This window comes from Nocardia sp. NPDC019395, assembly GCF_040632335.1.
GTDB lineage: Bacteria > Actinomycetota > Actinomycetes > Mycobacteriales > Mycobacteriaceae > Nocardia.
Genome location: NZ_JBEYBT010000001.1, coordinates 886,362 through 912,297 on the forward strand (window position 1 = coordinate 886,362; position 25,936 = coordinate 912,297).

Sequence of the window (25,936 nt, forward strand, 5' to 3'; positions counted from 1 at the left end):
TCTTGTTGTCCGGACACGTCACGGTGCGTTACCAGCGCTGTGTCTGCGGGCAGTGGCCGGTGACCGAGGCCGATACGGTGACGGTCGCACCCGGCGCCGATTGCTCCCTGACCTCACCGGCACCCTGACGATCCCGTTCGCGCACGCGGCCGTCGACAGTGCCCTGCTGAGCGGGACCGGCTGAGGCATCGTCCGATTCGTATCGGTTCGGCGCATTCAGTCAGGGGTACTTCACAACCGATCGCGGGCCTGTTTGTGGGGATCTCGAACCGCGGTACGTATCGTCTGTGGAACCGGTGGATTTGGCCTATGGTCCGGTTGTCCGGCGACCCGTGCCGGGACCAGGTTTCATCGGCTGGAGGTGGCTTTGTCCGGCGCGTTCACCGGCTGGATCGATCTGATCGTCCGGCGGCGGTTCGTCGTCATCGGGGTGATCGTCGCGGGTTTGCTGGCGCTCGGCGGATACGGTCTCGGACTGGACGATCATCTCAGTGTCAGCGGCTGGGACGACCCGGGTTCGGAATCGGCACGTGCCCTCCAGTTGAAGGACGAGGCCTACGGCCGCAATCACGTCGCCGACGTGATCCTGCTGTTCCACGCCCCAGCGGGCGTGACCGTCGACGATCCACAATTCTCGGCGACCGTGACCGGCCACCTGAACAGCCTGCCGGAGCGGTTCCCGGATGAGATCGCCGGGATCAACGGCGCCTATTGGCCCACCGACACCGGACTCGCCCTGCCGGATATCTTCGGCACCGAGCAGCGGGATCACGCCTTCGCCTCGGTCGCGATCCACGGCGACGACGATACCGCGGTGCTGAGCAACTACCGGAAGGTCGCGGAGCAGCTCACGACCCCGGGTATCGATATGGAGGTGGCCGGCGGGCAACCAATCGCGCTCGCCCTCAACGACACCATGGCCCACGATCAGCGGCGGATGGAGCTGGTCGCGGTCCCCGCGGTAGCGGTGCTGCTGTTCTTCTTGTTCGGCGGTGTGGTGGCCGCCGCGCTGCCGCTCATCGTGGGCGGGCTGACCGTGCTCGGGGCCTGGGGAATCGTCCGGCTGCTCACCCACGTCATGGAGGTGAATTCGTTCGTCTCGCCGGTGGTATCGATGATCGGCCTCGGCCTGGCCATCGACTACGGGCTGTTCATCGTCAGCCGGTTCCGCGAGGAACTGGCCGCGGGGCACGATGTGCCGGACGCGGTACGCCGCTCGGTGGCCACCGCCGGCCGGACCGTCGTGTTCTCTGCGACCATCGTGGTTCTCGCGTCGAGCGCCATTCTGCTGTTCCCGCACGGGTTCCTGCGTTCGTTCGCGCTCGGCGCCATGGTGGCGGTGGCGCTGGCCGCCGCCGTCTCGGTCACCCTGCTGCCCGCCGTGCTCGCGGTGCTCGGCCGCGGGGTGGACCGGCTGGGATTCAATCGGTTCCATTCCCGCCGCGCGGATACCGACCAGCGGAACAATCCGTGGGGTCGTACCGCCGGGTGGGTTATGCGCCGGCCGCTGCTCGTCGCGGTTCCGGTGGTGGCGGTCCTGGTGCTGCTGATCGCCCCGGTACGCGATGTGGCGTTCGGCGGGATCTCGGAACGCTTCCTGCCGCCGGAGCATCCGACCCGCACCGCGCAGCAGCATTTCGACGAGATCTTCCCGCTGCGCCAGATCAACCCGGTCGATCTGGTGGTGATCACGCACGACACCAGAGATATCGACCGGGTGGTGGCCGGGGCGAACGGGGCACCCGGCCTGAACGCTCCGTTCCCGCCCGCCCTGCAGGCCCAATCGCATCTCGGCGTCTTCACCACCTCGACCGCCGTGCGGGACGCGCACGATGCCGACGAGACCCTCGACTATCTGCGGTCCATGCCGGCGCCGAAGGGGACGACGGTGCTGGTCGGCGGGCAGTCCGCTGTGGAGCGGGACAGCGTCGACGCGCTGCTGGACCGGATGCCGCTGATGATCGCGCTGGTCTTCCTGATCACCACCGTACTGATGGTGCTCGCCTTCCGGTCGGTGGTGCTGCCGCTGCAGGCGGGCCTACTCAACCTGCTCGGACTCGGCTCCACGCTGGGCATCCTCACGTGGATATTCGTGGCGGGGCACGGCGCCGGCCTGCTGGGTTTCACGCCGCAGCCGATCATGGCGCTTGTGCTGGTGCTGATCATCTCGGTGATCTATGGACTGTCCACCGACTACCAGATGTTTCTGCTGGCCCGCATCGTGGAGGCGCGGACCGCGGGTGCCTCGACCACCGAGGCGGTGCGCACCGGTATCGCGCGCACCGGCTGGATCATTACCGCCGCCGCCCTCGTCCTGCTGGTGGTGTGTGGTGCGTTCGCACTGTCCGACCTGGTCATGATGCAGTACATCGCGGTCGGCATGGTGGCGGCGCTGTTCATCGACGCCACGATCCTGCGGATGCTGCTGGTTCCCGCAGCCATGAAAATATCCGGCGCTGTTTCGTGGTGGGCTCCCTGGCCCGGGCGCCGGACGGCACGTCGCGAAAAGCCGCCGGGCGCTGTTGCCGAGGTCGCCGAACCGCGGGGTGGATCCTCGGAACCCGTCGGGGAAAGCGAGCAGCCGCTGGCCGAGGCGGGCCGACGGTAGGCATTGTCCTCGACCTCTTCTCGGGGCCTCGACCTCGTATCGGCGTGGGCAGCGGGCCCGGGCCTGTCCCGGTACGAGGTCGAGGTCGGTCAGCAGGTCGGGCGGGTTCCTAGTGCGCCGAGGTGCGCCGGAGTTTGGTGTTGACGAACTCGCCCGCTCCCCAACGTCCCAGTTCACGTCCGTAACCGGAGTGGTTGACACCACCGAAGGGCAGACCGGGCAGCGTCGTTCCGTGTTCGTTGATATAGGCCATTCCGACTTCGAGGCGATCGGCGATTTCCGCTGCCCGAGCGGTGTCGGTGCTCCAGACCGACCCACTCAGGCCGAAGTCGACGTCGTTGGCGAGGCGTACCGCTTCGTCGGCGGAAGAGACCTTGTAGACCATCGCGGCCGGACCGAAGATCTCCTCGGAATAGGCGTCCATCTCGGGGGTGATCCCGGTGAGAACGGCAGGTCGGAGGAATGCTCCGGCACCCTCGATGGGAGAGCCACCCGTGTGGAGTGTCGCTCCCTGCCGAACGGCGGTGCTGATCTGGTCGGCAACGGTGTCGCGTGCCGAAACGGATGACAACGGGCCCACATCGGTCGCGGGGTCGGCCGGATCTCCGACGACCGCGCGATCGAATTCACCGACCAGGCCTGCTACGAAGTCGTCGTAGAGGTCGTCGAGGACGATGAACCGTTTGGGTGAGTTGCACGCCTGGCCCGCATTCGCCAGCCGCGCCTGCGCGGCTGTCCGGACCGTTTTCGCCATATCGTCGGTGTCCAACAGGATGAACGGATCGGACCCGCCCAGTTCGAGGACGGATTTCTTGAGATTCTTCGCAGCTTCCGCCGCGACCGCGGCGCCGGCTCGTTCGCTACCTGTCAGAGACACTCCGCGGATCGCCGGATGTGCCAGGAGTTCGGCAACTTGATCGGAATTTGCGTACACATTGATATACGCGTCCTCGGGAACCGATGCATCGTGCAATATATCGGCCATGAGTTTCGACGAGGCGGCGCAGATGGAGGCGTGCTTGAGAATTACGGTATTGCCCAGCAGCAGGTTGGGCGCCGCGAAACGGGCCACCTGATAGTAGGGATAATTCCATGGCATGACGCCGACCAGCGGCCCGATCGGTAGTTTCTGAACCACCGATTCGTCGGCACCCTGAGGGTCGAGCTGTTCGGTCGTTACCAATTCGGGACCGTGCTCGGCGTACCAGCGGTAGATATCCGCGGCGAGCTGCACCTCCCCGGCCGCTTGCTTCGTGGGTTTGCCCATTTCCTTCGTGATGGCGGCAGCCAGTTCGACAGACCGTTTTTCGTAGAGATCGGCGGTGCGCGCGAGCGCGGCGGCGCGTTCGGCTACCGGAGTGAGTCGCCATGTGGCGAATGCCCGGGCGGAACGTTCGGCGATATCGGAAATCTGGTCGTCGGCCAATCCAGGGAATTCGTGTTCTGTAGTACCTGTGGCCGGATTCGTCGTCACATAAGTACTCATCCCACAATGCTACGGATGCCGGGATGGTGCAGGTGGTTCGTCCGGGTAGGTCTCGCTGCGTTCATCCGGTCGAGTGGCCGCCCGCCATTGTGGGAGTGCCGACTCGCACCGAGATCTGGTAGGACAGGACGGCCATCGTGAACACACCCACCGCCACAGCCGCCAATGCGCCGAACCCCTCGGTCGCGAAATCGGCGAACGCGTTCAGAACGGTGAAGATCAGCGCCGCGATACGCAGCGTCTGCAGCGGCCACAGCGGGCCCGTACGGCGATAGCGGATCATCGCCGGAGTCGCGGTGACGAAGGTCAGGCAGGCGCTGACGAAGAGAATGAGTTCGGCGATACCCATCCGGTCGATATCGAAATCGGTATCGGAGGTCCGGAGCGAGAGTCCGCCGGCCAGCATCGCGATGATCCCGCCGATCACGCCCGCCGCCGAGGCCGCCACCAGCATCCAGCCGAGGACCGGCACCCATCGTGGGCTGCGCAGGAAGCCGGGCACCAGACGCGGCAGGAACTGCTGGACCGAATACAACCGATCCACCCTGTGAACGGCCGAGTCGAGCAGTAGCCGGACACCGTGCACAGCGCTCGGGTCGGCACCGCCTTCCTCGGCGCGTACCAGCATGGCCCGCGCGGCACTCCGCCGCCTGGCGGGCAGCCCGCCGACCATCCCGGTCGCCGCGATCGCCGCGGCATTGGCGAGATATTCGTCCACCGTGGGCGCCCGCAGGACCCGCATCAGCCGGTTCGCGACCAGGATCACGAGCACCAGGACATACATGATCTCGGCCGCCGGCCCGTAGAAATAGTCGTTGTCGGCGGTGACGAATTTGCCGACTTCGTCGAGGAACAACCCGAACCCGATACCGCCGATCACCACGGCAACCGCCCGCGCGCTGAATCCCAGCAGCAGCCAGCCCACCAGCAGCGCCACCATCATCGCCGCACCGCCGTACAGGGCGTGCGCGATATGCAGGGAACCACCGCCTACCTGCGGATAATCGGTGATCGCGAGATACGTGCGGGTCACCAGGATGGTAATGATCGCGATAACCAGGAACGTTTCGGCGGACGCGCTGCCATAGGCGTTACGCACGATTCCGGTGCGGTGCCGCGCGGCGCGGGTCTCGGGCATCGCACCCACCGCGGGGTCTCCCGGAACGTGAACGAACATCGGACTGTCGCGCTGCCCGCCATCCCGAACCACTGCACGCCCCTGTCGTCGGACCTCGTCGTTCGCACGACCGCCATACGCGCCGGAAGCCGACCATAACCCGATATCCGGCGAAACTCGGGTAACCGATCGGCTCAGGGTCGGACAACATAGTGTCGGTGCCACGGCCCGGTTCAGACGACCCCCGGCGGTCTCGGGTTGCGGCCGCGCGCGGTGGCTACAGCGGCGAGAACCGCCGCGGCCAGGGCCACGGCCATCACGGTTGCCATGGGTGCAGGGCTGGTAGCGCCGGACAGGCCGACGATCGGCGAGACGGTAGCACCGAGCAGGAACTGCCCGCCGCCGAGCAACGCTGAGGTTGCGCCCGGTGCACTGCGTCCACGCTGTTGAGCGATGGTGACCACCGCGGGGAAGAAAACACCGAACGCGGTGAGCGACAACAGCAGACACAGCCAGGTCCAAATGATCGGACTGCCGACAGTGACCGCAACCGGCACCAGCAGTACCGGCCCGGCCAGAGCCGCGGCGGCACTCGCGCACAGCAGCGTTTCCGGGGGCCGGTGCCGGACGAGCCGACCGTAGGCGAGGCTGCCCAGCATGTTCCCGATCGCGTTGACGCCATAGACCAGGCTCGCCGCGGTGGCGGTGAGGTGGTAGATCTCCTGGAACACAAAGGTGGTACCGGCGATATAGGCGAAAACCGCGGCACCACCGAACGCCAACGCCGCCACCGGTGCCAGCACTGCGCCGCGGGCGGCCAGTGTGCCGATCGAGCGCAGCCCGGCCGCGATGCCGCCCGGGCGCCGCGCGGACGGCGGGACCGACTCCGGAATCCACCGCCACACGCCCACCGCCAGCAGCAATCCGACAACAGCGAGAACGAGAAACACACCGCGCCAGGGCATGATCAGCAAGAGCGCACCACCCGCCAGCGGTGCCAGCACCGGGGCCGCGGCGGTGATCGCACCCAACCGTGAGTACACACCCGCGATTTCGTGATCGTCGAAGATATCGGTGACCACCGCGCGGGCCACCACGATTCCCGCCGCGCCCGCGATGCCTTGGCCGAAACGCGCGATATCCAGGATCACCACGGTCGGTGCGAGCACGCACGCCACCGACAACGCGGCGAATCCGACCGTTCCCGACAGCAGCACCGGGCGTCGGCCGCTCGCGTCACTGAGTGGCCCCAGCATCAACTGGCCGACGATCATTCCGGCCAGGAATCCAGTCAGCGACACCTGGGCACCGGAGGTATCGGTACTCAGCGATCGGGCCATTTCCGGCAGCGCGGGCACGTACATATCCGTGGCCAATGGCGCTGCCCCGCTCAGCCCGGCCAGCACCGAGAGCAGCCGTCCCCGGCGCACCGCCAGGCTCGGGGCTGCCGCGCTGTCGGTGCGCCCGGTGGTCACAGTGCCGGCGCCGCACCGTCGTCGTGCGACAGCGCCGGTGGCGCATCGCCGGTGACCGTCGATGCGGCGACGGTGCCGAGAAGCCCGGCCGCGATCTCGAGAACCCCGCGTTCGGCATCGGTCAGCGAGTGACGCAGCGCGGCCGCCAGCCATGCGTTGCCGTCGTGCACGTGCTCGCGCAGGGCGTCCCGTCCGGCTTCGGTGATGACGATGTCCTGCTGCCGGGCATCGATCTCGCTGCGTGAGCGGCGGATTCGCCCGAGTTCGTCGAGCTCGTTCAGCACCCGGGTCAGCGACTGGACCTGTAGCCCTTCGATGGCCGCCAGCTTCGAAGCCGTCAGCGGGCCGCTGTGTGCGAGGTTCGCCAGAACCGACGCCGCTAGACGCGTCAACGGCCGGCCGGTACCGGGTTGCTCGGCTCGGAGACGGGAAGACAAGCGCGATACCGCCCACCGCACCGATTCGGCCAACAGCAGATCATCTGCACGGTACACGTCTTCAGCGGCCATACATACCAAGCTATAGCGTAGTAAATTGTGGTGTCAACAGGGGGTTATCGTCCTTATTGGTAATCGGATGCTTCGTTGTGTGTTCCTGGGTTCGATGCGGCTCCGCGCCTGCTGTAGGCCGCACGCGGCTGGCAAGTGTCGACGGGCCGGGAAATGTAATATCCGCCGGTCGACTATCCGCTGAACACTGCGTTCACGCCGGTTCGGTGGCGGAGCCGGAGAGGCGTGAACGGGCCAGTTCGGTGGCTCCGTGTTCGATGGTCATCCACAGTGCGGTGATGTCGTCGACGAGGCGTTCGCGGGTGACCGACAGGTCTCCACTGGCCCAGGACAGGATCGCTTGTGCTGTGCCGCCGATGACGAATGCGGGGGCGGTGGAGGCGAGGGAGTCCTGTTCGAGTGACACGTCGTGGGTTGTGCGGGCGTGTGCGATCACCGCGGCGGTAAGTCCGGCGATGACGGCGGTGCGCTTCTCGTGCGCCACCGGTGTGGTGGGGGCGCCGCCGAAGAGTACGAGTGCTTTACGTGGATCGTCGGCGAGAACGTCGACGACGGCGGTGATCGCGCCACGGGCCTGCTCCTGAACAGGTCGATCGAGTAGCGGGAGATAGCCGCCGACTGCCGCCTCGGTCACCTCCGTCGCGATCGATTCGATCACCGCGTCCGCGAGGGTGTCGAGACTGTCGAAACTTTCGTAGAAGTAGCGCTTGTTGAGTTTCGCCGCTCGGCACAGCGCCTCCACTGTCGCTGTGCGCCAGCGGTTCTCGGCCATTTCGGCGAGTGCGACGTCGACCAGGGCAGCGCGCCGGCGCAGGGTCCGCGTAAGGGCGGAATCTCCCGCGTACTTGCGTTCGGTGGTCGACATGCGGTCATCCTCCCATTCCCGGGACAGCCCCCGTTGACACAGCCCTCAACAATCTGGCACAGTCTCGTACCAAATAAACTGGTACAGAGTAGTGCCAGATTGGAGAGGGTGATGACAGCGCAACTGCAACAACAGACGTCCGCGCCGCGCGCGATGACGGACGAGCTGAAAGACCGAGCGGCGACGCATCCGGTTTCGGCACGCGCCCAGGCGTGGGATTACCTCGCAGGTCTCGGCGCGCGTGACGACCACGCAGCTTTGGCGGAGGTGTTCGCCGCCGGGGTCGCGCCCGAGGGGCCGGACGGAAAGATGGAGGGCCTGATTGTCGGGAAGCTTTTCGGGATCCCTGAAGCAAGGCTGGCGAACCCACTGATGCGGATCGACCCGACATGGCGGGGCAAAACCTTCGATCTGGCGGGCGGTGTCGGCTGGAACAGGCTTTCACCGATCGCCCGGTTCGTGATGCCGGTCGTCGCCGGTGGCTATCTCGGTCTACGCCGAGTCGGCGCGGAAATGGAGGGTTTCGATTTCGCTCATGCTCTCGCTCCGAGCTGGATCGAACCGGACAAGGTTGTGCGTGGCTTGGATTACGCAGTACCCGAGTACCGCAACCCCGGCGTTCGAACCTTTCCGATCGGGAGGACGCGCGACGAGATCGTGGAAATCATCCCCGGTGTATATCTGGGCCGGGCACTGCTCCGGATGAACAGCGGCGCGATCAGGCTGATCGCCTACTTCGCGCTGCGCGAGCCGATCGGCAGCCCGCTGTGATCGAGGTGCGCGGCGCCCGGGTATGCGTCACCGGCGGGGCGCGCGGGATCGGACGGGCGACTGCCGAGGAACTGATCGCTCGCGGCGCCCGGGTATGGATCGGCGACCGCGATCTACCCGCCGCCGAACAGACGGCTGCCGAAATCGGTGCTACCGCTCATATTCTCGATGTCACCGACGAGAACAGCTTCCGCGCCTTCCTGGCCACCGCGGAAGAAGACGGCCCGATCGATATGCTGGTCAACAACGCCGGTATCCAGCTCATGGGCGGTTTCGCGGACCAAGACCTGGCCGCGATGCACCGTGAACTCGCTGTGAATCTCGGGGCTGTACTCACCGGTGTGCACTTGGTGCTGCCCGGGATGCGCCGGCGCCGGCACGGGCATATCGTCAACCTCGCGTCCATGGCGGGCAAGATCACCACACCCGGGATCGCCACCTACTGCGCGTCCAAGTTCGGTGTCGTCGCCTTCTCCCGGGCGTTACGAGCCGAACTCGCAGGTTCGGGCGTCACCGTGACCGCGGTACTGCCCGCCGCGACCCATACCGACCTCATCTCCGGCGTCCGATTGCGGCTGCAGCCGACTCTGACACCGCGGCAGGTCGCGACCTCCATCGCCGACAGCGCCTCCCACGGCCGCGGCGAGGTGACCGTGCCCCGATGGCTCGCGCCTATGGGTCTGGTCGAAGAGCTGACTCCCACTCCGGTCCTGTGGTGGCTCAAACGCCTGGTGGGCGGCACCGAGTACGGCGGATACGACGCGGCAGAACGAAAGGGCTACCTGGACCGCGTTCAGCAACGGTGACGTGATCCTCGGTCGCCCGGTGACCCCGCAACCGCGCCCGCCGAAAAATCTTCGCGGACAGCGATTACTCCTCGGACGGTGCCCCGTCCTATCGGTTGAACGCGCTACCAACCCGGCGCGACCGACCAGAAGGATCCGAGATGACCACCGCCGACCTCACCGCCGACTTCTCCGACGACCTCACCTACCGTCCCGGCAAGATCCGCAACCGCGTGCTGTGGGCCCTGCAGATCCTGCTCGGTCTTTTCTTCATCATCGCCTCCGGCGGGCCCAAGCTCGTTATGCCGAACGCCCTGACGGACAACGCCCCCGAGAATCTGACCATCCCCTTCGGACTGCTCATCTTCATCGGAGTTGTCGAGGTCGCGGGTGGTATCGGCCTGATGGTGCCACGGCTCAGTGCCCTTGCTGCCGCGGGACTGTCGGTTCTCACCGTGCTCGCCGCCGCGACGCAGGCTTTTATCGCCGACAAGCCCGCGATGGCGATCTTCCCCCTGGTGCTCGCCGCGATCTTCGCCTGGATCGCCTACGAGCGCCGCGCCACCGTCACCGATCTGCGCGACTCGCTCTCGCGATGACAAATCCATAAGTACGACCGCGATCGGTGGCTCCCACCGATCGCGGTCGCGTGTTCTCGATCGATCGCCTGTCGGGTTGGCGGCAATCGATCCAGCGGCCATGCGGTCTGCGGTGGTCAGCAGCAGCAGTTGGGGTCGAGGACGGTACACAGTGCGGTGAGGGCATCGCGGCGGGCCTGGTGGAGCACGCTCATCCCGTGGCGTTCGGAGTCGATGAACCCGGCCTTGCGAAGCTGGGTGAGGTGGTGGCTGACAGTCGATTCCGATAACCCGACCGTCGCGGCCAGGTCGCCGCCGGTGCGGCGGGTGTCCGGGTCGGCGAGCAGCAGGGAGATGAGCTTGACCCGGATCGGGTCGGCCAGCGCCTTGAGCCGCAGTGCGACGTGCAGGGCGGCCTCGTCGTCGACCGGCCCGGCCGCCACGGGGGCGCAGCAGACAGGGGCGGTGATATCGAGGACGGGCAGTGCTTTCGGCATGTATCCGATTCTACCCGCGCTTATTGACTTATGTCGAAAAGGTGGCAGACTGGCCGCCGTCAGATATTCGATATATGTCACACAGGTGGTGATCATGATGTCTCGGATACAGCTCGCACTCAACGTCGACGATCTGGAAACCGCGGTCGGATTCTACTCGACCCTGTTCGGCACCGAACCGGCGAAGCGTAAGCCCGGCTACGCCAACTTCGCCGTCACCGAACCACCGTTGAAGCTGGTTCTCATCGAGAACCCCGGTCACGGCGGCAGTCTCAACCACCTCGGCGTCGAGGTCGAGTCCTCGGAGAAGGTCCGTTCGGAGATCGCCCGGTTGTCGGAGGCGGGGTTGTTCACCGAAGAGCAGATCGCGACGACGTGTTGTTTCGCCACGCAGGACAAGGTATGGGTGACCGGGCCCGGTGCGGAGCGGTGGGAGGTGTACACCGTGCTGGCCGATTCGGAGTCCTTCGGTACCGCCCCCGAGCTCTCCGACGATGAGGCCGTGCAGGCCTGCTGCGGCACCGACGGCCGCGGCGAAACCGATACCGTCTGCTGCACCCCGGCGTGAGCACGGTTGTGGAGGCGCCGGCCGCGCGGTTGCCGATACTGGACCGGCTGTTGCCCGTCTGGATCGGTATCGCGATGGCCGCGGGGCTGGCGCTCGGCAGACTCGTGCCCGGGCTGGGCGGGGCACTGTCGGCGGTCGAGGTCGACGGGATCTCCCTGCCGATCGCGGCCGGTCTGCTGATCATGATGTATCCGGTGCTGGCCAAGGTCCGCTACGACCGCCTCGGCACTGTCACCGGCGACCGGCGCCTGCTCGCGGGTTCGCTGCTGTTGAACTGGGTGATCGGTCCGGCGGTGATGTTCGCGCTGGCGTGGCTGCTGCTGCCGGATCTGCCCGAATACCGGACCGGGCTGATCATCGTCGGGCTCGCGCGCTGTATCGCGATGGTCATCATCTGGAACGACCTCGCCTGCGGAGACCGGGAAGCCGCCGCGGTGCTGGTCGCGATCAACTCGGTGTTCCAGGTGCTGATGTTCGCGGTCCTGGGCTGGTTCTACCTGTCGGTGCTGCCGGGGTGGCTGGGCCTCGAGCAGGCCACGATCGAGGCCTCACCGGTCGATATCGCGGTGTCGGTGCTCGTATTCCTCGGGATCCCGCTGGCCGCCGGGTATCTCACCCGCCGGATAGGGGAGAAGGCCCGCGGCCGGGCCTGGTATGAAACCCGTCTGCTGCCCAGGCTCGGGCCGTGGGCGCTCTACGGACTGCTGTTCACGATCGTGATCCTGTTCGCGCTCCAAGGCGAGCAGATCACCGGCCGCCCCCTCGATGTCGTGCGGATCGCGGTGCCACTGCTGATCTACTTCGCGCTGATGTGGGGCGGCGGTATCGCCCTCGGCGCCGCACTGCGGCTCGGATACGCACGGACCGTGACCATGGCGTTCACCGCCGCGGGCAACAACTTCGAACTCGCCATCGCCGTCGCGATCGCCACCTACGGCGCGACGTCCGGACAAGCCCTGGCCGGTGTGGTCGGGCCGTTGATCGAGGTCCCGGTCCTACTCGCCCTCGTCTACCTGTCCCTCGCCCTGCGCCGCCGGCTAGCCCCGGTGCCGGTGCACTGAAAGGCCTGCGCCCCATGTCCTCTGCTCCGAGCGTGCTGTTCGTATGCGTCCACAACGCCGGGCGCTCCCAGATGGCCGCCGCGTTCCTCACCCACCTCGCCGCGGACCGGGTTCAGGTCCGCTCCGCCGGTACCGCGCCCGCCGCCGCCGCGAACCCGGTCGCGGTCGAAGCGATGCGCGAGGCCGGGATCGATATCTCCGCCCGGACACCGACGGTCTTGACTGCCGGAACAGTCGAGGCCTCCGACGTGGTGATCACCATGGGTTGCGGCGACAGCTGCCCCCATTTCCCCGGAACCCGCTACCTGGACTGGCAACTCGACGACCCCGCCGGCGCCGATATCGCGACAGTGCGCCGGATCCGCGACGATATCGAGCACCGCGTCCGCGGTCTACTCGCCGAACTCGGTGTGGCCCCGGTGGGTTAGTCACGCAAAAGCGGTATCCATCAACGGAGCGTGCTCGCCCATTCCCGGAAGCTGCGCGGCTCGCGTCCGAGCAGCTTCCGGGCGGTTTCCTCCTGTTCCCGGAGAGCCGGGTTGTCGGGGTGGGCGGCGAATGCCGCGGTGGTGTACAGGGTCACCGCGATCGTGTCGGCCGGCCAGCCCTCTGCTCGCCAACGGTGCACCGCTTGCTCGGCCGTGAGCTCGATCATCGCCACCTCGGTATCCAGTGCGGCCCCGAGCTCGGTGAGACGCCCGGTGGCAGTGACTGTCGTACCGCTCACGTCGACGGTGCCGTGTACCCGGTCGTCGAACAGCAGATTCGCGGCGATCTCGGCGAGGTCGTCTTCGTGGATAAAGGCATACGGTGCGTCAGGAAGATACTCGGCGACCTCACGGCCCTCGCGGATCGCTGCCACGACCGCGGACCCCGGGATCGGGTATCCACCGGTCACCGCATGGGCCATCACGGCGGTGGGGCGCAGGCTCACCCGCCCGATCTGGTGCCGGTGCAAAGTCTGGTCGAACGCCGCCCACTGCCATGTCTCCTCCGAGACTCCGTCGTCGAAGTCCGACCCATGGGAGTCGAGGGTCACGACGCGCCGTACTCGGTTCCGCACCAGCGCCTCGGTCAGTTCGCGCAGCCCCGTGAGGGGTGTGCCGACCAGACCGGCCAGGAAGACACGCTCGACCCCGGCGGCCGCGGCCGCGAACGCGCTGGGATCGGTGACGGCACCGATGTGCAGGACCACATCATCGGGCCAACCAGAGGACTCGACGGCCGGCACGAGCACACGCACCCGCTCGCCGCGGTCGCGGAGCAAGTGCGCCGCGGCACGGACCACGGGGACGGTGGGGACAGCACCCGGCATTCGGGAAGCGGGCATGGCGGTGAGCAGGATCAACTCTCGGCTCCTCGGGGTAGCGGCGGTCGCTCCGGAAGCTACCGAGCGGCGAGCGAGCTCCTCTAGTAAAAGTCTCCCCACGCTTTGTCAAGCCCCGGTTCGGGCTCGATCAGCGGGCGAGTCAGCGAAGAAGTCGAACCGGTGGGGCGTCGGAGAGTGGGTCAGGCTTCGGCCGACCAGCGATGTTGGTGTTGTGCACCGAACAGGCCCACCATGTCTCGTTGCGTTTGAGCAGGACCCAGGTGCCTCGATTGGTGACGGAGAACTTCGCGGTGTGCAGTGTTTGCTCGACGTTGACCACTGCGTGTTCGGGTGTCAGGAGACGTACGGCGAGTAGCTCGAAGTGGGCACGGGCGTCCGGGCTGTCGGCGAGGCGTTTGCGATGGTAACCGTGCATTTCGTGCCAGCCGCGGAAGATCGCGCCCGCCGGGGTGATGAAGACGACGTCTTCGGTGAACGGCTGGTCGAAGGCCGCTGCGTCTTTGGCTTCCAGCGCGGATTCCAGTGTCCGGAACAGGGCTTCGATCTCGGCCACCGTGGCCGGGTCGGCGTCGGAGATTCCGGCTGTGGGACGGGCGCCGGACGAGGCGTGCTCATGAGAAGTCACTCGTCGCACGCTACGCGACCGCGTTCCCGCCTTTGGTTCCTCGTCGGACAACGCGGGACGGATCTCGGCGCCCACGAATCGGAGACAGGGGTGAGACAGCCCCGAAGTACCAATTGGTCTGTTTTTATGGAGTCCGGTGAGTGATCATGTACGCGTGGATCTTGATCGAATCAGTACCCGGGCGGCAGAACTCGCCGCAAGTTTCGAGGTGCGGGCGCCCCGCGTCGTGGCGGGAGAAGTGCCCGCATGGGTGACCGAGAGGCTGCGGTGCTCGGGCCGGAAGCGGCAGCCGGTTCTCACCGTCGGTGCCGGATTCGAGGACCTCTCGGCGACCGAGCAGGACGGTGCGCTCGCGAATGCGATCGTGGTGGGCGACCTCGTCCGGACCGGGCAGGCCAAGACCGCCCTGGCTTTCGGCCTGCCTTTCGTAGCCGTCGGTTACCCGTTGATCGTTGTCGCTGTCTTCCAAGGCATTCCGGTATGGGCGGTCGTGTCCGTGTTCGCGGCGCTCTATGTGTGCGGTCACCTGCTGACATTCGCGCTGCGAGCCCGACGGATTATCTACCGCGTCGACAACCGGGTGGCCGAGGTCATGGGGCGACCGGTCGTGGACGTGATGATCGACCACGATATCCGCAACCACCCCTTGCTTCCCGGTCTCGCGCGGCTCTTCCTCGCCGCATATAGTCCCACGGTGGCACAGCGCGTGCGGCGCCTGGACACCACCTTCGGGTCACACCGTATCGCCGGGTAGCTGAACCGGCTACTACATCTCCGGTGACTGTGGCCCGCCGCGTTCCGGTGGACCACAGCCGTTGTTAGGCAACCGGTGCCACCTCGAACACGAATCGCTGCATCCTCGCTGCGGGTATGCCACGACCACCGCGTGACCGTGTCTTTTAGGCTCTGCGCATGACTGTGTTGCGCTCGATCCTGCTGTTCGTCCTGGCGGCCGTCGCCGAAATCGGTGGGGCGTGGCTGGTCTGGCAGGGTGTGCGCGAACAGCGCGGCTGGGCCTGGATCGGTGCGGGTGTCATCGCGCTCGGCGTCTACGGGTTCGTCGCGACCCTGCAACCCGACGCCGACTTCGGCCGCATCCTCGCCGCCTACGGTGGAGTGTTCGTCGCCGGATCGCTGCTGTGGGGGATGGCGCTGGACGGGTTCCGGCCCGACCGCTGGGATATCACCGGTGCGGTGATCTGCTTGATCGGTGTCGCGGTCATCATGTACGCACCCCGGTCGGCCTGACCCCGGACGATCCCGTCGGTCTTGACGGGGTCGGTGGCAGATTCTGGTGCTGAAGTGGATCGCGATGGCCACGGCCTGCCGCCTCCGCGCCCTGGCCCGTGCCGGGGGCGGCGAGCCAGGCGCGCACGGGGTTCCGGCGGGCGTCGATATCGGGTGGGCGGCTCAGGGGAGGCCGTGCCGAGTGCCGTCGGCGACGGCATGGAGCTTGTCGGGGTTGGCCACGTTGTGGATGGTCGAGATGCGTCCTTCCGCGTCGAAGTCGAAGGTCAGCGTGGCGATCACGCGGTCCCGGCCACGGAAGATCACCCCCGGGCCGCCGTTGATCCAGGTGAGCTCGGCCCGCATCTGTCCAGGCTCGATGCCCTGGTAGGTCGCGGTCCCGAGCGTGGCGAACCAACCGGCCACGGTCTCGAGGCCGATGACCGGCTTCAGGGCCTGACGGACCTTTCCGCCGCCGTCGGTCCACAGCGTCACGTCCGGGGAGAGCAGTTCCATGAGCGTGTTGATATCGCCGCCCGTCGCCGCCGCGAAGAAACGCTCGGAGACCTCGCGTTGGCGGGCTCGGTCCGCGGTGAAACGAGGCCGCCGGGCCTGGACGTGCTCCCGCGCGCGGTGCGCGGCCTGCCGGACCGCCGGCTCCGAACGTTCCACCGCGTCCGCGATCTCCGCGTAGCTGAACGCGAAGACCTCCTTGAGTACGAAGACCGCCCGCTCCAGTGGACTCAACGTCTCCAGGACGACCAACAGGGCCATCGAGACCGAGTCCGCCGCCGCGACGCCGTCCGCGGTGTCGGGATCGGTGAGGATCGGTTCGGGCAGCCACGGCCCGACGTAGGTCTCGCGCTGGTGGCGGGTCGACCGAAGCCGCTCCATCGCCAGGTTCGAGACGATCCGGGTCAGGTAGGCCTTGGGGTCGGCGACCTGGGAACGGTCGGCCGCCGACCACTTGAGCCAGGTGTCTTGGACCACGTCCTCGGCGTCGGCGGCGGAGCCGAGGAGCCGGTAGGCGACCGAGAAGAGCAGGGTGCGGTACTGCTGGAAGGCCAGCTGGTCGGGGTCGGTCTGTCGCGGCTGGGTCACTTGGCGCTCCGTATCCGGGTGTAGCGGCCGCCGCGCGGCCAGAAGGCACCCGAGGCGGGCATCTTCTTCATGCGGGCGAAGGTCGACCACGGTGCGGCGGTAACCGTTTCCTTGTACTTCGCGGCTCGCTTGCCGGTCAACATGATCCGGCGCGGGCTGTCGTCGGGGTGGGTGAACTGTACGACGGCGTCGTTGCGGCCCAGGCTGACGGGCGTGTGGTAGTACCCGAAACGGAAGGGCTCGGGCTCCTTGCCGGCCAGCACCCGCAGAATCGAGACAGCCGCATGCACGCCGGTGGGCATGCCGCCCTGGCAGGTCCCGTGCATTATGCCGTAGCCCTGACGGATCGCCGCCGCGTCACCCACGGCATAGACATCCGGGTGCGAGACCGAACGCAGCGCGCTGTCGGTGACCACCCGGCCGCGCTCGTCGACGGTCAGGCCCGCGGCGGCAGCGAGCGGCGATACGCGAGTGCCGCTGGTCCACAGCACCGCGGCTGCGGGGATACCGGCGCCGTCCGCGAGTTCGACGCTGTCCGGCAGCACCTTGACCACTTCGACGCCGCTGCGCACCCGCACACCGAGCCGGGTGAGCGCCGCGTCCAGGTAGGCCTTGGCCTTCGGGTGCATGCCCGCGCCCGGCTCCCCCCGGCCCAGCAGCACCACCTCGAGCTCCGGGTGCCGCTCGGCGATCTCCGCGGCGGCCTCGACACCGGTGAGGCCGCTGCCGCCTACCACGACGGTCCCACCGTCGAGCCGGGTCAGCCGGTCGGCAAGGGCTGCGGCGTCCTCCGGGCTGTTGAGGGTATAGGCGTGGTCGTCCACGCCGGGGACGGTGACGGTATCCGCGATGCTGCCCAGGCCGTAGACCAGGGTGTCGTAGCGCAGGACCCGGTCGTCGTCGATCCGGACGGTTTTCGCCTCGGTATCGACGGCAGTGACCCAGCCGCGGACGAAGCCCGCCTCGGTGCCGTCGAGCAGCTCCGGGATGTTCATTTCGGCCGTCTGCTGACCGGTGGCGGTCATATGCAGTCGGAGCCGCTCGGTGAAGGTGTCGTAGGGGTTGACCAGCGTCACTCGCAGGTCGCCGCGCTTCCTGGTACGAGCCGCGAGCTGGATCGCGGCGGCGAGCCCGGCGTAACCGGCGCCCAGGACCAGGACCTCATGCTGCTGCTCTGCTGTTGTGTTCATCGCTCTGCTGTCTCTTTCGTGTCGGTCGTTCCCGCCGTGCGGACAACCACCAGACGCAAGCTGCCCTCCCGTTCGTGACACGGTGCCGATATGACCTGCATCACTGAACTTTCGACGGTGGTGGACCGGGTCCGTGACACCGGGCCAGTTCCTCTCTGCTCACCGATGGCACGAGTTCGCGGCACCGGTGCTCTGGTAATTTTGAACAAATACTTGGTAGCGGTACCTTCCGGTGGTCACGGTGATCGGCGGTATCGATGCTCGGCGGGTATTTCGACGCGCGGAGCAGGCGCTGTGGAGGAGTTGTGGGACGTGCGCAAGTGACACTCGAGCACGGCGGTGCAGAACGGACGAGTCCGGCTGCTGGGAAAGCCCACACCGACGATCCCGGTTCTCGGCGCGCCGAGATTCTCCAGACAGCCGCGACGCTGATCGCCGGTTCGGGGCTGCGTACATCGCTGCAGGAGATCGCCGACGCGTGCGGGATTCTGCCGGGTAGTTTGTACCACCACTTCACGTCGAAAGAAGCGATTCTCGTCGAATTGCTGCGCCGGTACCACGAGGATATGGACCGGGTCGCCGCGCAGGCTCAGGAACGGCTGAACGGCCCGGACAACCGGGCCGCGTTCGATCGGATCGCCGATCTCGGCTCGGCTATCGCGCGCTGCGCGGTGGCGCATCGAGCGGCGTTGCAGATGTCGTTCTACGAGGGGCCCAGCGCTCACCCGGACCTCATCGCCATGACCCGGCAACAGCCCACAGCGGTGCTGCAGGCGATGCTGGAGACATTGCGCGCCGCCAAATGGAGCGGCTACCTGAGCCCGGATGTCGATCTGCCGGTGCTGGCCGACCGGATCTGTCAATCGATGCTGCAGGTGGGCCTGGATGTCATCCGGCACAACGCTTCTGCCGATCGGGTGGCTGTTCTGCTGTGCCGGATCCTGCTCGAGGGCCTGGCGACGCGCCCGCCCACCGATGCCGAACTCGACGGTTCTGTCGCCTTCCGGGCTGCCGACGAGGTAGTGCGAACCTGGACCGACAATTCGGAGGAGGCCGGAGACAAAGCCGCGCATGTGCGTGCTGTCGCACGGGCGGAGTTCGGGCGGCGGGGATACGAGAGCACGACGGTGCGCGATATCGCGTCGGCGGCCGGTTTCGGGACGGGGACCGTGTACCGGCTCATCGGATCCAAAGAAGAACTGCTGGCCACGATCATGCGATCGTTCGGGGAGAAGGTCGCCCTCGGCTGGACGAGTGTGCTGCGGTCGGAGGGTTCGTCGATCGAGAAGCTCGACGCGCTGAGCTGGATCAACACCAATGCGCTGGATCGGTTCGGCGACGAGTTCCGCATTCAGCTGGCGTGGATGCGGCAGTCCCCGCCCGACACCCCGAATCCGGGCTGGTTGTTCACGACGCGGATTCGGCAGATGAAGGCTCTCCTCGCGGAAGGTGTCCGCGCGGGGGAGATCCGCATCGACGGCCCGTCGAAGGAGATGTCGGCGCGCTGTGTGATCGCCCTCGGCTGGTTTCCGGAGAACATAGTGCGCGAGCTCGGTACACGCGCCTCCCAGGTCCACATCCGGGACACCATGCTCCGGGGCGTGGTCCAGCGACCCGGCTGATCGCCGGTGGCTTGCCCGGTATGACGGGACCGGGGGCCGGCCGGATTCGGTCGGCTATCCGGCCGGACCGGGACGTCGTGCAGTTCGCGTGCGGGTCGCGCGCAGCGCGCTGCGGAACAGCGGCCCGACGACGCCCGGCAGATGGTCGGTATCGGGGATCGTGACGTGCGCGGCGCTGCCGAACACCGTAGTGAGGTCGGTGTCACCGGTGTGCGCTCCGATGGTGAGGCAGAGACAGCCGATACCTTCCCGCCGTGCTTCGGCCAGCGCGCGGCGGGCGTCCGCGGCGCCGTACGCGCGTTCGTAGCCGTGGTCGTAGGCCAGGCCGTCCGACAGAACCAACAGCAGGCGGCGCGAGGTCCCGCCATCGGTGCGCAGCACAGAGGTGCCGTGGCGGATAGCCGCGCCCAGGCGGGAGTACGCGGCGGGCACCAGACCGTGCAGGCGTTGCAGGACCCGTGTCCCGAGCCGATCGTCGAAACGTTTGACGGGTACGACGTGGACGGCGGACCGGCCCTGGGAGCGGAATGCGTACAGGGCGACCCGGTCGCCGAGCTCGTGCAGGGCCGATATGAGCGTCGCGGCGGCGGCCCGCTGCTGGTCGTGGACCGGTTTCCCGCCGCCGCCCGGTTCGGCGACCGATCCGGAGATATCGAGCAGGATCAGCACCGACAGGTCGCGCCGCCGGCGCAGCGTATCGAGATACACGGTCTCGTCCGGTGACGACCCCGACAGAACATCGACCCGTGCTTCGACGACAGCGTCGATATCGAGGTCGTCACCCTGTGGTTGCCGGCGGAAGAGCGCCGGGGCGGTCGCGATCCGGGCGAGTGGCTGCCGCAGACTCGTCCTGTCCCAGTGCGGCATCCACAGATCGGCGTTCGCGTCGGGCTCGGTCTCGACTACGGAACACCATTCCCGGCGATACCGGCGGCGGTGCACATCCCATTCGGGGTAGGTGTGTGGGCCGGCGGTATCCGCCGAATCCGGCGCCTCGGCGCTCGCACCGGAAGCGACAGCGCCGGCTCCGCGGGTACCCTGCCGGCCCAGATAGCCGGCCGATTCGGCTCCGGGTGAACCGTTTCCCCCGGCCTTGCGTGATGCGCCGAGTAACTTCTGGAGCCATTTGCCGAGCCGGCTCCCGCCGCCGATCGGGCTGCTGAACAGGTCGGGGAGATCGTCTTCGACGGTGTCGTCATCACTGCGCACCTCCAGATCGCTCGATCGCCGCGACCGTGGGCGATGTGCCGCCGCGGCGTCGGTCTGTTCCGCGGAACTGTGCGTCGACAATACGGATCGGGGGCGTACGACGCCGAAGATCGGTGGCGCGGCGGGTAGTTGTGCTCGTGTCGAGGCGATCTCGCGCGAGGTCTCGGCGGAATCGGACATCGCGGCGACGGCGCGGTCGGCCGATAGCAGCGCTTCGCGGGGGAGGACCGATTCGTTGGCGAACAGCGCGCGGTGACCTTCGACGGCGAGATACCGGGCCGCGAGGGACGTTCGACGGCCCAGGGAACGCATGATTCCCGGATCCAGGCCGCCGCCGGCGATGACCGACGCGTGCAGTGCCAGGGACTGTCGCTGCTGGGGCAGCGGCGCGGCCGGGTCGAGGTAGATGCAGTGGCCGTCGGTCCAGGTCGGCTCCCCGCTGGGCGCGTACGCGACCTGCAGCGACCGGCCCGCGATCGCCGATGCCAGGATCGCCAAACCGTCCGGGGAATCACCGGTTGTCTCGTCGTCGGTGGACATGCTGCCACTCCTGCCTCGGGACTCGGCCGGACACCTCGGCCGTGCGTTCACCAAATATCTGTTCCACGACAGGATTTCGGCGGCATTAGCCGCCCCACCCTTCACGTCACTGTCAGAGGGCGGTATCGAACTCGATATACAGTTCCGACAGACCGCGCATTACGAAGGTGGGCTCGTAGTCGTATCTGCGCTCCCCGGCCTTCCCGTGCTGTGATTCGTCGATACGCAGGTCGGCGATCCGGTCCAGGATGCGGTTGATCGAAATACGCGCTTCGGTCCGTGCGAGTGGCGCTCCCGGACACGAATGGGCACCACGGCCGAAAGCGATGTGCTCGCGCGCATTGCGGCGGTCCACATCGAACCTGTTGGGGTCCGGAAACTTTCGCGGATCGCGGTTGCTCGCACCGGGCAGCAGCATGATGGTGGTGCCCGCCTCGACCGGGCACTCCGCGATCTCGGTGGTCGTCCGTGCCATCCGGAAGTGACTCTTGACGGGGCTTTCGAGACGCAGCGTTTCCTCCAGAAAGGTGGGGATCAGGCCGCGCTCCGCCCGCACCCTGGCCTGCACGCCGGGATCATCGGCCAGATTACGTACCGCCGCGGTCAGGAGCTTCGTTGTGGTGTCCTGTCCGGCGGCGAACAGGAACGTCGCGAGTTTGACGACCTCCTCGACCTCGGGGACGGAGCCGTCCGCGTAGGTCGCCTGGGCGAGCGCGGTGAGTACATCGGCTCGTGGCCGTTCCCGTCGCGAGGTGATGTAGTTCCGGAATTTGTCGTCCAGCCATTCGAGTGGATTGTGCTCCATCGTCCCACCCAGTTCGCCGACCGTCTGGCCGGCCAGTACGGCGCGGAATTCGTCGTGATCAGCGGCCGGCACCCCGAGAAGGTCGGCGATGACGAGCGTGGCGAACGGTTTGGCGTAGCCGGACAGGAACTCGACCCGGCCCGCGCCGGTGAATGTATCGAGTTGCCGGTCGGCGAGTTTCAGCATGAACTCTTCGTTCTCGCTGAGACGTTTCGGGGTCAGCAGCTTGCTGAGCAGGCCCCGGGTGCGAACGTGCTGGTCGGCGTCCATCGTGACCACATGCTCGGCCATGGGGATGCCGTCGCGATGGAGTTCGAGCAGTTCGGTGATGTCGTCGCCTTCGGGGGTGAACGGCAGCGGCGCGAAAGGTCCCACGACGGCGTTGCACGAGGAGAAGGCGGGATCCTTGTAGGCGGCAAGAGCTTCGGCGTGGCCCGTGATCGTGACCACGCCGTTCGGTCCATCGGGGAGAACGGGCGATCTGTCTCGCAAATGGTCGAAATAGGGATAGGGATCGGGTATCAGGGACGCGTCGGTGAAATAGTCGACGGATTCGAAGTCGGACACGAGATTCTCCTGGAAGAGTCGGTGATACGTCTCGGGCACGTCCGTTATGACGCGACCCGCGCGCCGGCGGTGAACAACACCGGCAGGGCAGCCGGGGAGCGGAAGACCTGACCGCGGATATGGGGGTCCTCGGCAGCGGGGTCGAGCCGCAGTTCCGGTAGCCGGTCGAGCAGCAGATTGATCGCGACCCGCATCTCCAAGCGCGCGAGGTGCATACCGAGGCATACATGGGCGCCGTGGCCCCAGGAGATATTCGGTTTGGCCGGGCGGAAGATATCGAACGTATCCGGATCGTCGAAGCGGTCCTCCTCCCGGTTCGCCGCACCCAGCATCGGCATGACCGACGAGCCCGCGGGGATGGGCACCCCGCTGAGTTCGGTCTCCGCGGTCGCCACCCGGGTGATGGTGAGCAGCGGCGGTTCCCAGCGGACCGCTTCCTCGATCGCCTGCGGAACCAGCGAACGGTCCGCGCGGACCGCCTCGAGCTGGTCGGGATTGCTGAACAGGCCGAACAGGAGGTTGCCCAGGGACCGGTAGGTGGTCTCGACACCGGCCGGCAGCAGCAGTCGCAGGAAGGAGAAGATCTCCGGGTCCGACAGCCTTTCTCCGTCGATCTCCGCGACGGCGAGCCGGCTGATCAGATCGTCGCGTGGTTCGGCGCGCCGGGCCTCCAGGATCGGGGTGAAATATTCCTCGAGCGCGATAGACGCCGCTTTACCGCGTTCGGGGTTGATGGTGAAGCTCAGCAGCGATATCGACCATTTCTGGAACTGCTCGTAGTCTTCCCTGGGCAGGCCGAGCAGACCGGCGATGATCTGGGTCGGGAACGGGAAGGTGAATTGCTTTACCAGGTCCGCGTTGCCCGCGGCGGCGAAACGGTCGATGAGACCGTCGCCTACCTCGCGGACGAGACTGTCCTCCCATTTCTGAAGTGCCTTCTGCGCGAACGCTTTCGATACCAGTGCGCGGTGGCGTCCGTGTTCGGGTTCGTCCATGCCCAGCATGACGTGCTTGCCGAGCACATCGCCGAACGCCTGGATGATGATCGCGGACGAGAATGTTTCGTTGTCCCGCAGAATCGTGCGGATATCGTCGAAACGATAGGCGATGAACAGGGGTTTCGTGTCGTCGCCCGGCATCGTCGAGGTCTCGATACGCTGCACGGGATCTTCCCGGCGCAATCGTGCCAGTTCGGTGTAGGGGTCGCGGACATCGCCGGAGACGACATCGTCGAAAGCGCCGAAATCTTCCAGGTCGTCGAATAGTTGCATGAGCGTGGTCTCCTAGATTGCCGGATCCTGTTCCGTTCCACCGGCCGATGCGGCGGGTGACGGTTTCTGAAATCGCAGGACCAGTGATCGGATTCGCATCATGATCGGTTCGGGGAGCCTCTCGGCTCCGCGAATCATGGCGCGGGTGGTGAGATTCGCCTTCGGGGCGGAAGGCCGTAACCTCCCGAACCTCGGTAGACCCATGGCGATACGGGATATCTGGTGCATGGTCCGGGACGAGAGCAGCCTGTTCGATACCAGCAGTGCCGCAGCATCGATTCCGATCGCGCGCCGGACGTAGGGTCCGCGGTCGCCGAGCGCGGCGGCCAGACCGGCGGCGAATTTCGCGGGCGGGCTCGCGATCTTCATCGCCGCCCGGCCCCGGCGGTCGATGGTGGCGTGGTGCTGCCCATAGGGCCCGTCGAAATCACGGAAGGTGTATGCGCCGCTGTCGGTGATGATCTCGGTATCGAACACGCCGGTGACCAGTACCGTGACGCCCAGGCCGAATGGTGCGATCTCGCCCGCGAGCGCCTCGCCGCAGCGTTCCACGGCACCTTTCGCCGCGGAGTACGCCGCGATCGCGGGCATACCGCGGACACCGCCGGCACTCGAGATGAGTACGACGCGTCCGCGTCCCGCCGCCCGCATCGCGGGCAGCAGTGCCTGGGTCAACGCGACCGGACCGAACACATGGGTCGCGAACATACGCTCCCACAGATCCATCGGCGTCTCCTCGAGCATGCCGGCGGCGGCGATACCGGCGTTGTGTACCAGTGCGTCCGGCGCGCCGACCGCCTTCTGGATCGCGGTGGCCGCGGCGGTGATCGAGTCCGGATCGAGCAGGTCCAGCCGGACCCCGATCACCCGCGGATCGTCCACGTCGGCGCCCGTGGCCTCACGCAGGGCGGCGAGCCCGGTATCGACGGACCGGACAGCCGCGACCACTCGCCACCCCCGCGCGTACAGATACTGGGCGGACGCCAGTCCGAGGCCCCGGCTCGCGCCGGTGATGACGACACTGCGCTGTTCGCTCACTGTTGTGCTCCACATCGTCCGCCATCGGCCGGCGGCTCGACATCGGGCCGGCCGTCGGGCTGTGCGCTCATCCAGGTCGACCAGATGCCGGCCGAATACGGCCCCGGCTCCCCGCTCTCCTCGTAGAACCCCTGGGGGTCGTACACCTTGGCCTCTGGATAGGGCCAAGGACAGGCGACCGACGTCGCCACCCGGGTCCACTTGATAACGGCGAACCAGCCGCCGTACACGAAGTAGGACAGGTTCATCACCAGGAACATCACGAGCACCATGCCGAGGAACGGCCGCCCGGCGAATATCTCGGCTCGCTGCGCGAGTTTCTCGGCGACCGTCTTACCTGTGTCGTCGCGATAGATCAGGACGCCCGCCGGGATCATCACGAAGGTCACCGACAGCGATTCCCAGAGCAGCGGGAACTGGTAGGTCGAGCCGGCGAAGAGCGACCCGATCGGAATGACCTGTGAATAGATGTACATCCCGGTCCGCACGAGGGAGACCTCGAGGATCATGTCGAATACGAAGCCGATCGGCAGGATCAGCAGAGTGAGACTGATCAGCGGGTGTTTCCACACGAACGAATCCGGGGTCCGCCGGGCCTGTAATTTGCGCAGGACCCAGATCGCCGGGAAGTACGGGCCCAGGTAGAACAGCACGTAGCCGAAGACGACGAACGGTTCGACGGTGGGGGAGAGGGAGACCAGCGGCCAGTCCTCGGGCCAGTGCCAGAGTTCGGGGTTGTAGACCGCGAACGGCGCCCAGTTCATGATCGGGTCCTGCCAGACGATCATGGTGGTCATGAAGCCCATGAGCAGCACCGGATCGCGCGGATTGCGGCGGAACATCCGCACCCAGATCGCGATCACCAGCAGTACCGCGACGAGGGTTCCGATATGGATCACATCCATCCAGTGATCGAAACCGAACAACGGCTCCACCGGACGCGGTGCCCCGGTGACCTCGGGATTGCGGATACGGTCCGAGACCGCGCCCTGCCGGGCGTTCGCGGCGACCAGCGCGACGATCAGCAGCGCCAGTGCCAACAGGCTCCAGCGCAGGTAGTTCTTCTTCACCGGGGGTTCGGTACCGCCGGC

At 66.9% G+C, this 25,936-nt stretch carries 25 protein-coding genes; 10 read left to right on the forward strand and 15 right to left on the reverse strand.

Going from position 1 to position 25,936, the window contains the following annotated elements; translation table 11 throughout:
• The first annotated feature begins 367 nt into the window (after positions 1-367).
• Positions 368-2,608, forward strand: a complete 2,241-nt coding sequence (locus ABZ827_RS03650) for an MMPL family transporter (RefSeq protein WP_357234445.1) — start codon at positions 368-370, stop codon at positions 2,606-2,608.
• A gap of 109 nt (positions 2,609-2,717) precedes the next feature.
• On the opposite strand, the gene ABZ827_RS03655 is transcribed toward ABZ827_RS03650, so the two are convergent.
• The 5 genes from ABZ827_RS03655 to ABZ827_RS03675 all read right to left on the reverse strand — a co-directional run bounded on the left by ABZ827_RS03655 (position 2,718) and on the right by ABZ827_RS03675 (position 8,060).
• Complete coding sequence (locus tag ABZ827_RS03655) at positions 2,718-4,094, reverse strand: NAD-dependent succinate-semialdehyde dehydrogenase (RefSeq protein WP_357232346.1); 1,377 nt, start codon at positions 4,092-4,094, stop codon at positions 2,718-2,720.
• 61 nt (positions 4,095-4,155) lie between these two features.
• Positions 4,156-5,232, reverse strand: coding sequence for a hypothetical protein (locus ABZ827_RS03660; RefSeq protein ID WP_357232349.1), 1,077 nt, complete (start codon positions 5,230-5,232; stop codon positions 4,156-4,158).
• 212 nt (positions 5,233-5,444) lie between these two features.
• Positions 5,445-6,686: a Bcr/CflA family efflux MFS transporter gene (locus ABZ827_RS03665; protein WP_357232352.1), complete on the reverse strand. Its 1,242-nt coding sequence runs from the start codon at positions 6,684-6,686 to the stop codon at positions 5,445-5,447.
• The gene (locus ABZ827_RS03670) at positions 6,683-7,195 is read right to left on the reverse strand and encodes a MarR family transcriptional regulator (RefSeq protein ID WP_357232355.1); all 513 of its coding nucleotides are present in this window, start codon (positions 7,193-7,195) and stop codon (positions 6,683-6,685) included. The genes ABZ827_RS03665 and ABZ827_RS03670 overlap by 4 nt, the downstream gene beginning before the upstream one ends.
• A gap of 193 nt (positions 7,196-7,388) precedes the next feature.
• A complete protein-coding gene (locus tag ABZ827_RS03675; protein ID WP_357232358.1) occupies positions 7,389-8,060 on the reverse strand; it encodes a TetR/AcrR family transcriptional regulator in 672 nt (223 codons plus the stop codon).
• 111 nt (positions 8,061-8,171) lie between these two features.
• On the opposite strand from ABZ827_RS03675, the gene ABZ827_RS03680 reads away from it, so the two are divergent.
• From ABZ827_RS03680 to ABZ827_RS03690, 3 genes are all read left to right on the forward strand, one after another.
• Positions 8,172-8,831, forward strand: a complete 660-nt coding sequence (locus ABZ827_RS03680) for a hypothetical protein (RefSeq protein ID WP_357232361.1) — start codon at positions 8,172-8,174, stop codon at positions 8,829-8,831.
• Positions 8,828-9,637 (forward strand): SDR family oxidoreductase, encoded by an 810-nt coding sequence (locus tag ABZ827_RS03685; protein ID WP_357232363.1) that lies wholly within the window; start codon positions 8,828-8,830, stop codon positions 9,635-9,637. The genes ABZ827_RS03680 and ABZ827_RS03685 overlap by 4 nt, the downstream gene beginning before the upstream one ends.
• A 140-nt stretch (positions 9,638-9,777) precedes the next feature.
• Positions 9,778-10,215, forward strand: a complete 438-nt coding sequence (locus ABZ827_RS03690; RefSeq protein ID WP_357232366.1) for a DoxX family protein — start codon at positions 9,778-9,780, stop codon at positions 10,213-10,215.
• A gap of 116 nt (positions 10,216-10,331) precedes the next feature.
• Here ABZ827_RS03690 and ABZ827_RS03695 read toward each other — a convergent pair whose 3' ends face one another.
• Positions 10,332-10,691 (reverse strand): Rv2640c family ArsR-like transcriptional regulator, encoded by a 360-nt coding sequence (locus ABZ827_RS03695; protein WP_357232369.1) that lies wholly within the window; start codon positions 10,689-10,691, stop codon positions 10,332-10,334.
• 97 nt (positions 10,692-10,788) lie between these two features.
• On the opposite strand from ABZ827_RS03695, the gene ABZ827_RS03700 reads away from it, so the two are divergent.
• The 3 genes from ABZ827_RS03700 to ABZ827_RS03710 are packed head-to-tail and all read left to right on the forward strand — an operon-like array spanning position 10,789 to position 12,748.
• A complete protein-coding gene (locus ABZ827_RS03700) occupies positions 10,789-11,259 on the forward strand; it encodes an ArsI/CadI family heavy metal resistance metalloenzyme (RefSeq protein WP_357234448.1) in 471 nt (156 codons plus the stop codon).
• A complete protein-coding gene (arsB, locus tag ABZ827_RS03705; RefSeq protein ID WP_357232372.1) occupies positions 11,256-12,320 on the forward strand; it encodes an ACR3 family arsenite efflux transporter in 1,065 nt (354 codons plus the stop codon). The genes ABZ827_RS03700 and arsB overlap by 4 nt, the downstream gene beginning before the upstream one ends.
• Before the next feature lie 14 nt (positions 12,321-12,334).
• On the forward strand, positions 12,335-12,748 hold the full coding sequence (locus ABZ827_RS03710) for a hypothetical protein (RefSeq protein ID WP_357232375.1): 414 nt from the start codon (positions 12,335-12,337) through the stop codon (positions 12,746-12,748).
• 20 nt (positions 12,749-12,768) lie between these two features.
• Here the strand turns inward: ABZ827_RS03710 and ABZ827_RS03715 are convergent, their stop codons facing one another.
• Positions 12,769-13,668: a hypothetical protein gene (locus tag ABZ827_RS03715; RefSeq protein WP_357232378.1), complete on the reverse strand. Its 900-nt coding sequence runs from the start codon at positions 13,666-13,668 to the stop codon at positions 12,769-12,771.
• 121 nt (positions 13,669-13,789) lie between these two features.
• On the reverse strand, positions 13,790-14,275 hold the full coding sequence (locus ABZ827_RS03720; protein WP_357232381.1) for an SgcJ/EcaC family oxidoreductase: 486 nt from the start codon (positions 14,273-14,275) through the stop codon (positions 13,790-13,792).
• Positions 14,276-14,429: 154 nt separating this feature from the next.
• On the opposite strand from ABZ827_RS03720, the gene ABZ827_RS03725 reads away from it, so the two are divergent.
• A complete protein-coding gene (locus tag ABZ827_RS03725) occupies positions 14,430-15,029 on the forward strand; it encodes a hypothetical protein (RefSeq protein ID WP_357232384.1) in 600 nt (199 codons plus the stop codon).
• A 158-nt stretch (positions 15,030-15,187) separates the two neighbouring features.
• Complete coding sequence (locus tag ABZ827_RS03730; RefSeq protein WP_357232386.1) at positions 15,188-15,523, forward strand: YnfA family protein; 336 nt, start codon at positions 15,188-15,190, stop codon at positions 15,521-15,523.
• Positions 15,524-15,685: 162 nt separating this feature from the next.
• Here the strand turns inward: ABZ827_RS03730 and ABZ827_RS03735 are convergent, their stop codons facing one another.
• Positions 15,686-16,603, reverse strand: a complete 918-nt coding sequence (locus tag ABZ827_RS03735) for an RNA polymerase sigma-70 factor (protein WP_357232389.1) — start codon at positions 16,601-16,603, stop codon at positions 15,686-15,688.
• Complete coding sequence (locus tag ABZ827_RS03740) at positions 16,600-17,793, reverse strand: FAD-dependent oxidoreductase (protein ID WP_357232392.1); 1,194 nt, start codon at positions 17,791-17,793, stop codon at positions 16,600-16,602. The genes ABZ827_RS03735 and ABZ827_RS03740 overlap by 4 nt, the downstream gene beginning before the upstream one ends.
• 407 nt (positions 17,794-18,200) lie before the next feature.
• On the opposite strand from ABZ827_RS03740, the gene ABZ827_RS03745 reads away from it, so the two are divergent.
• Positions 18,201-19,415, forward strand: a complete 1,215-nt coding sequence (locus ABZ827_RS03745; protein ID WP_357234450.1) for a TetR/AcrR family transcriptional regulator — start codon at positions 18,201-18,203, stop codon at positions 19,413-19,415.
• A 54-nt stretch (positions 19,416-19,469) separates the two neighbouring features.
• Here ABZ827_RS03745 and ABZ827_RS03750 read toward each other — a convergent pair whose 3' ends face one another.
• The 5 genes from ABZ827_RS03750 to ABZ827_RS03770 all read right to left on the reverse strand — a co-directional run bounded on the left by ABZ827_RS03750 (position 19,470) and on the right by ABZ827_RS03770 (position 25,888).
• Positions 19,470-21,164: a VWA domain-containing protein gene (locus tag ABZ827_RS03750; protein ID WP_357232395.1), complete on the reverse strand. Its 1,695-nt coding sequence runs from the start codon at positions 21,162-21,164 to the stop codon at positions 19,470-19,472.
• Positions 21,165-21,276: 112 nt separating this feature from the next.
• Positions 21,277-22,536 carry a cytochrome P450 gene (locus ABZ827_RS03755; RefSeq protein WP_357232398.1) on the reverse strand — a complete coding sequence of 420 codons (1,260 nt, stop codon included), beginning with the start codon at positions 22,534-22,536 and terminating at the stop codon, positions 21,277-21,279.
• Positions 22,537-22,580: 44 nt separating this feature from the next.
• Positions 22,581-23,807, reverse strand: coding sequence for a cytochrome P450 (locus ABZ827_RS03760; protein WP_357232401.1), 1,227 nt, complete (start codon positions 23,805-23,807; stop codon positions 22,581-22,583).
• 12 nt (positions 23,808-23,819) lie between these two features.
• On the reverse strand, positions 23,820-24,845 hold the full coding sequence (locus ABZ827_RS03765) for an SDR family NAD(P)-dependent oxidoreductase (protein ID WP_357232404.1): 1,026 nt from the start codon (positions 24,843-24,845) through the stop codon (positions 23,820-23,822).
• The gene (locus tag ABZ827_RS03770) at positions 24,842-25,888 is read right to left on the reverse strand and encodes a spirocyclase AveC family protein (RefSeq protein ID WP_357234453.1); all 1,047 of its coding nucleotides are present in this window, start codon (positions 25,886-25,888) and stop codon (positions 24,842-24,844) included. The genes ABZ827_RS03765 and ABZ827_RS03770 overlap by 4 nt, the downstream gene beginning before the upstream one ends.
• Between the last annotated feature and the right edge of the window lie 48 nt (positions 25,889-25,936).

Coding starts and splice junctions, on each gene's coding strand:
- ABZ827_RS03690 (WP_357232366.1), top strand. CDS start 9,778: ATGACCACCGCCGACCTCACCGCCGACTTCTCCGACGACCTCACCTAC.
- ABZ827_RS03710 (WP_357232375.1), top strand. CDS start 12,335: ATGTCCTCTGCTCCGAGCGTGCTGTTCGTATGCGTCCACAACGCCGGG.
- ABZ827_RS03660 (WP_357232349.1), bottom strand. CDS start 5,232: ATGCCCGAGACCCGCGCCGCGCGGCACCGCACCGGAATCGTGCGTAAC.
- ABZ827_RS03655 (WP_357232346.1), bottom strand. CDS start 4,094: ATGAGTACTTATGTGACGACGAATCCGGCCACAGGTACTACAGAACAC.
- ABZ827_RS03675 (WP_357232358.1), bottom strand. CDS start 8,060: ATGTCGACCACCGAACGCAAGTACGCGGGAGATTCCGCCCTTACGCGG.
- ABZ827_RS03670 (WP_357232355.1), bottom strand. CDS start 7,195: ATGGCCGCTGAAGACGTGTACCGTGCAGATGATCTGCTGTTGGCCGAA.
- ABZ827_RS03760 (WP_357232401.1), bottom strand. CDS start 23,807: ATGCAACTATTCGACGACCTGGAAGATTTCGGCGCTTTCGACGATGTC.
- ABZ827_RS03680 (WP_357232361.1), top strand. CDS start 8,172: ATGACAGCGCAACTGCAACAACAGACGTCCGCGCCGCGCGCGATGACG.
- ABZ827_RS03740 (WP_357232392.1), bottom strand. CDS start 17,793: ATGAACACAACAGCAGAGCAGCAGCATGAGGTCCTGGTCCTGGGCGCC.
- ABZ827_RS03750 (WP_357232395.1), bottom strand. CDS start 21,164: ATGTCCACCGACGACGAGACAACCGGTGATTCCCCGGACGGTTTGGCG.
- ABZ827_RS03695 (WP_357232369.1), bottom strand. CDS start 10,691: ATGCCGAAAGCACTGCCCGTCCTCGATATCACCGCCCCTGTCTGCTGC.
- ABZ827_RS03730 (WP_357232386.1), top strand. CDS start 15,188: ATGACTGTGTTGCGCTCGATCCTGCTGTTCGTCCTGGCGGCCGTCGCC.
- ABZ827_RS03700 (WP_357234448.1), top strand. CDS start 10,789: ATGTCTCGGATACAGCTCGCACTCAACGTCGACGATCTGGAAACCGCG.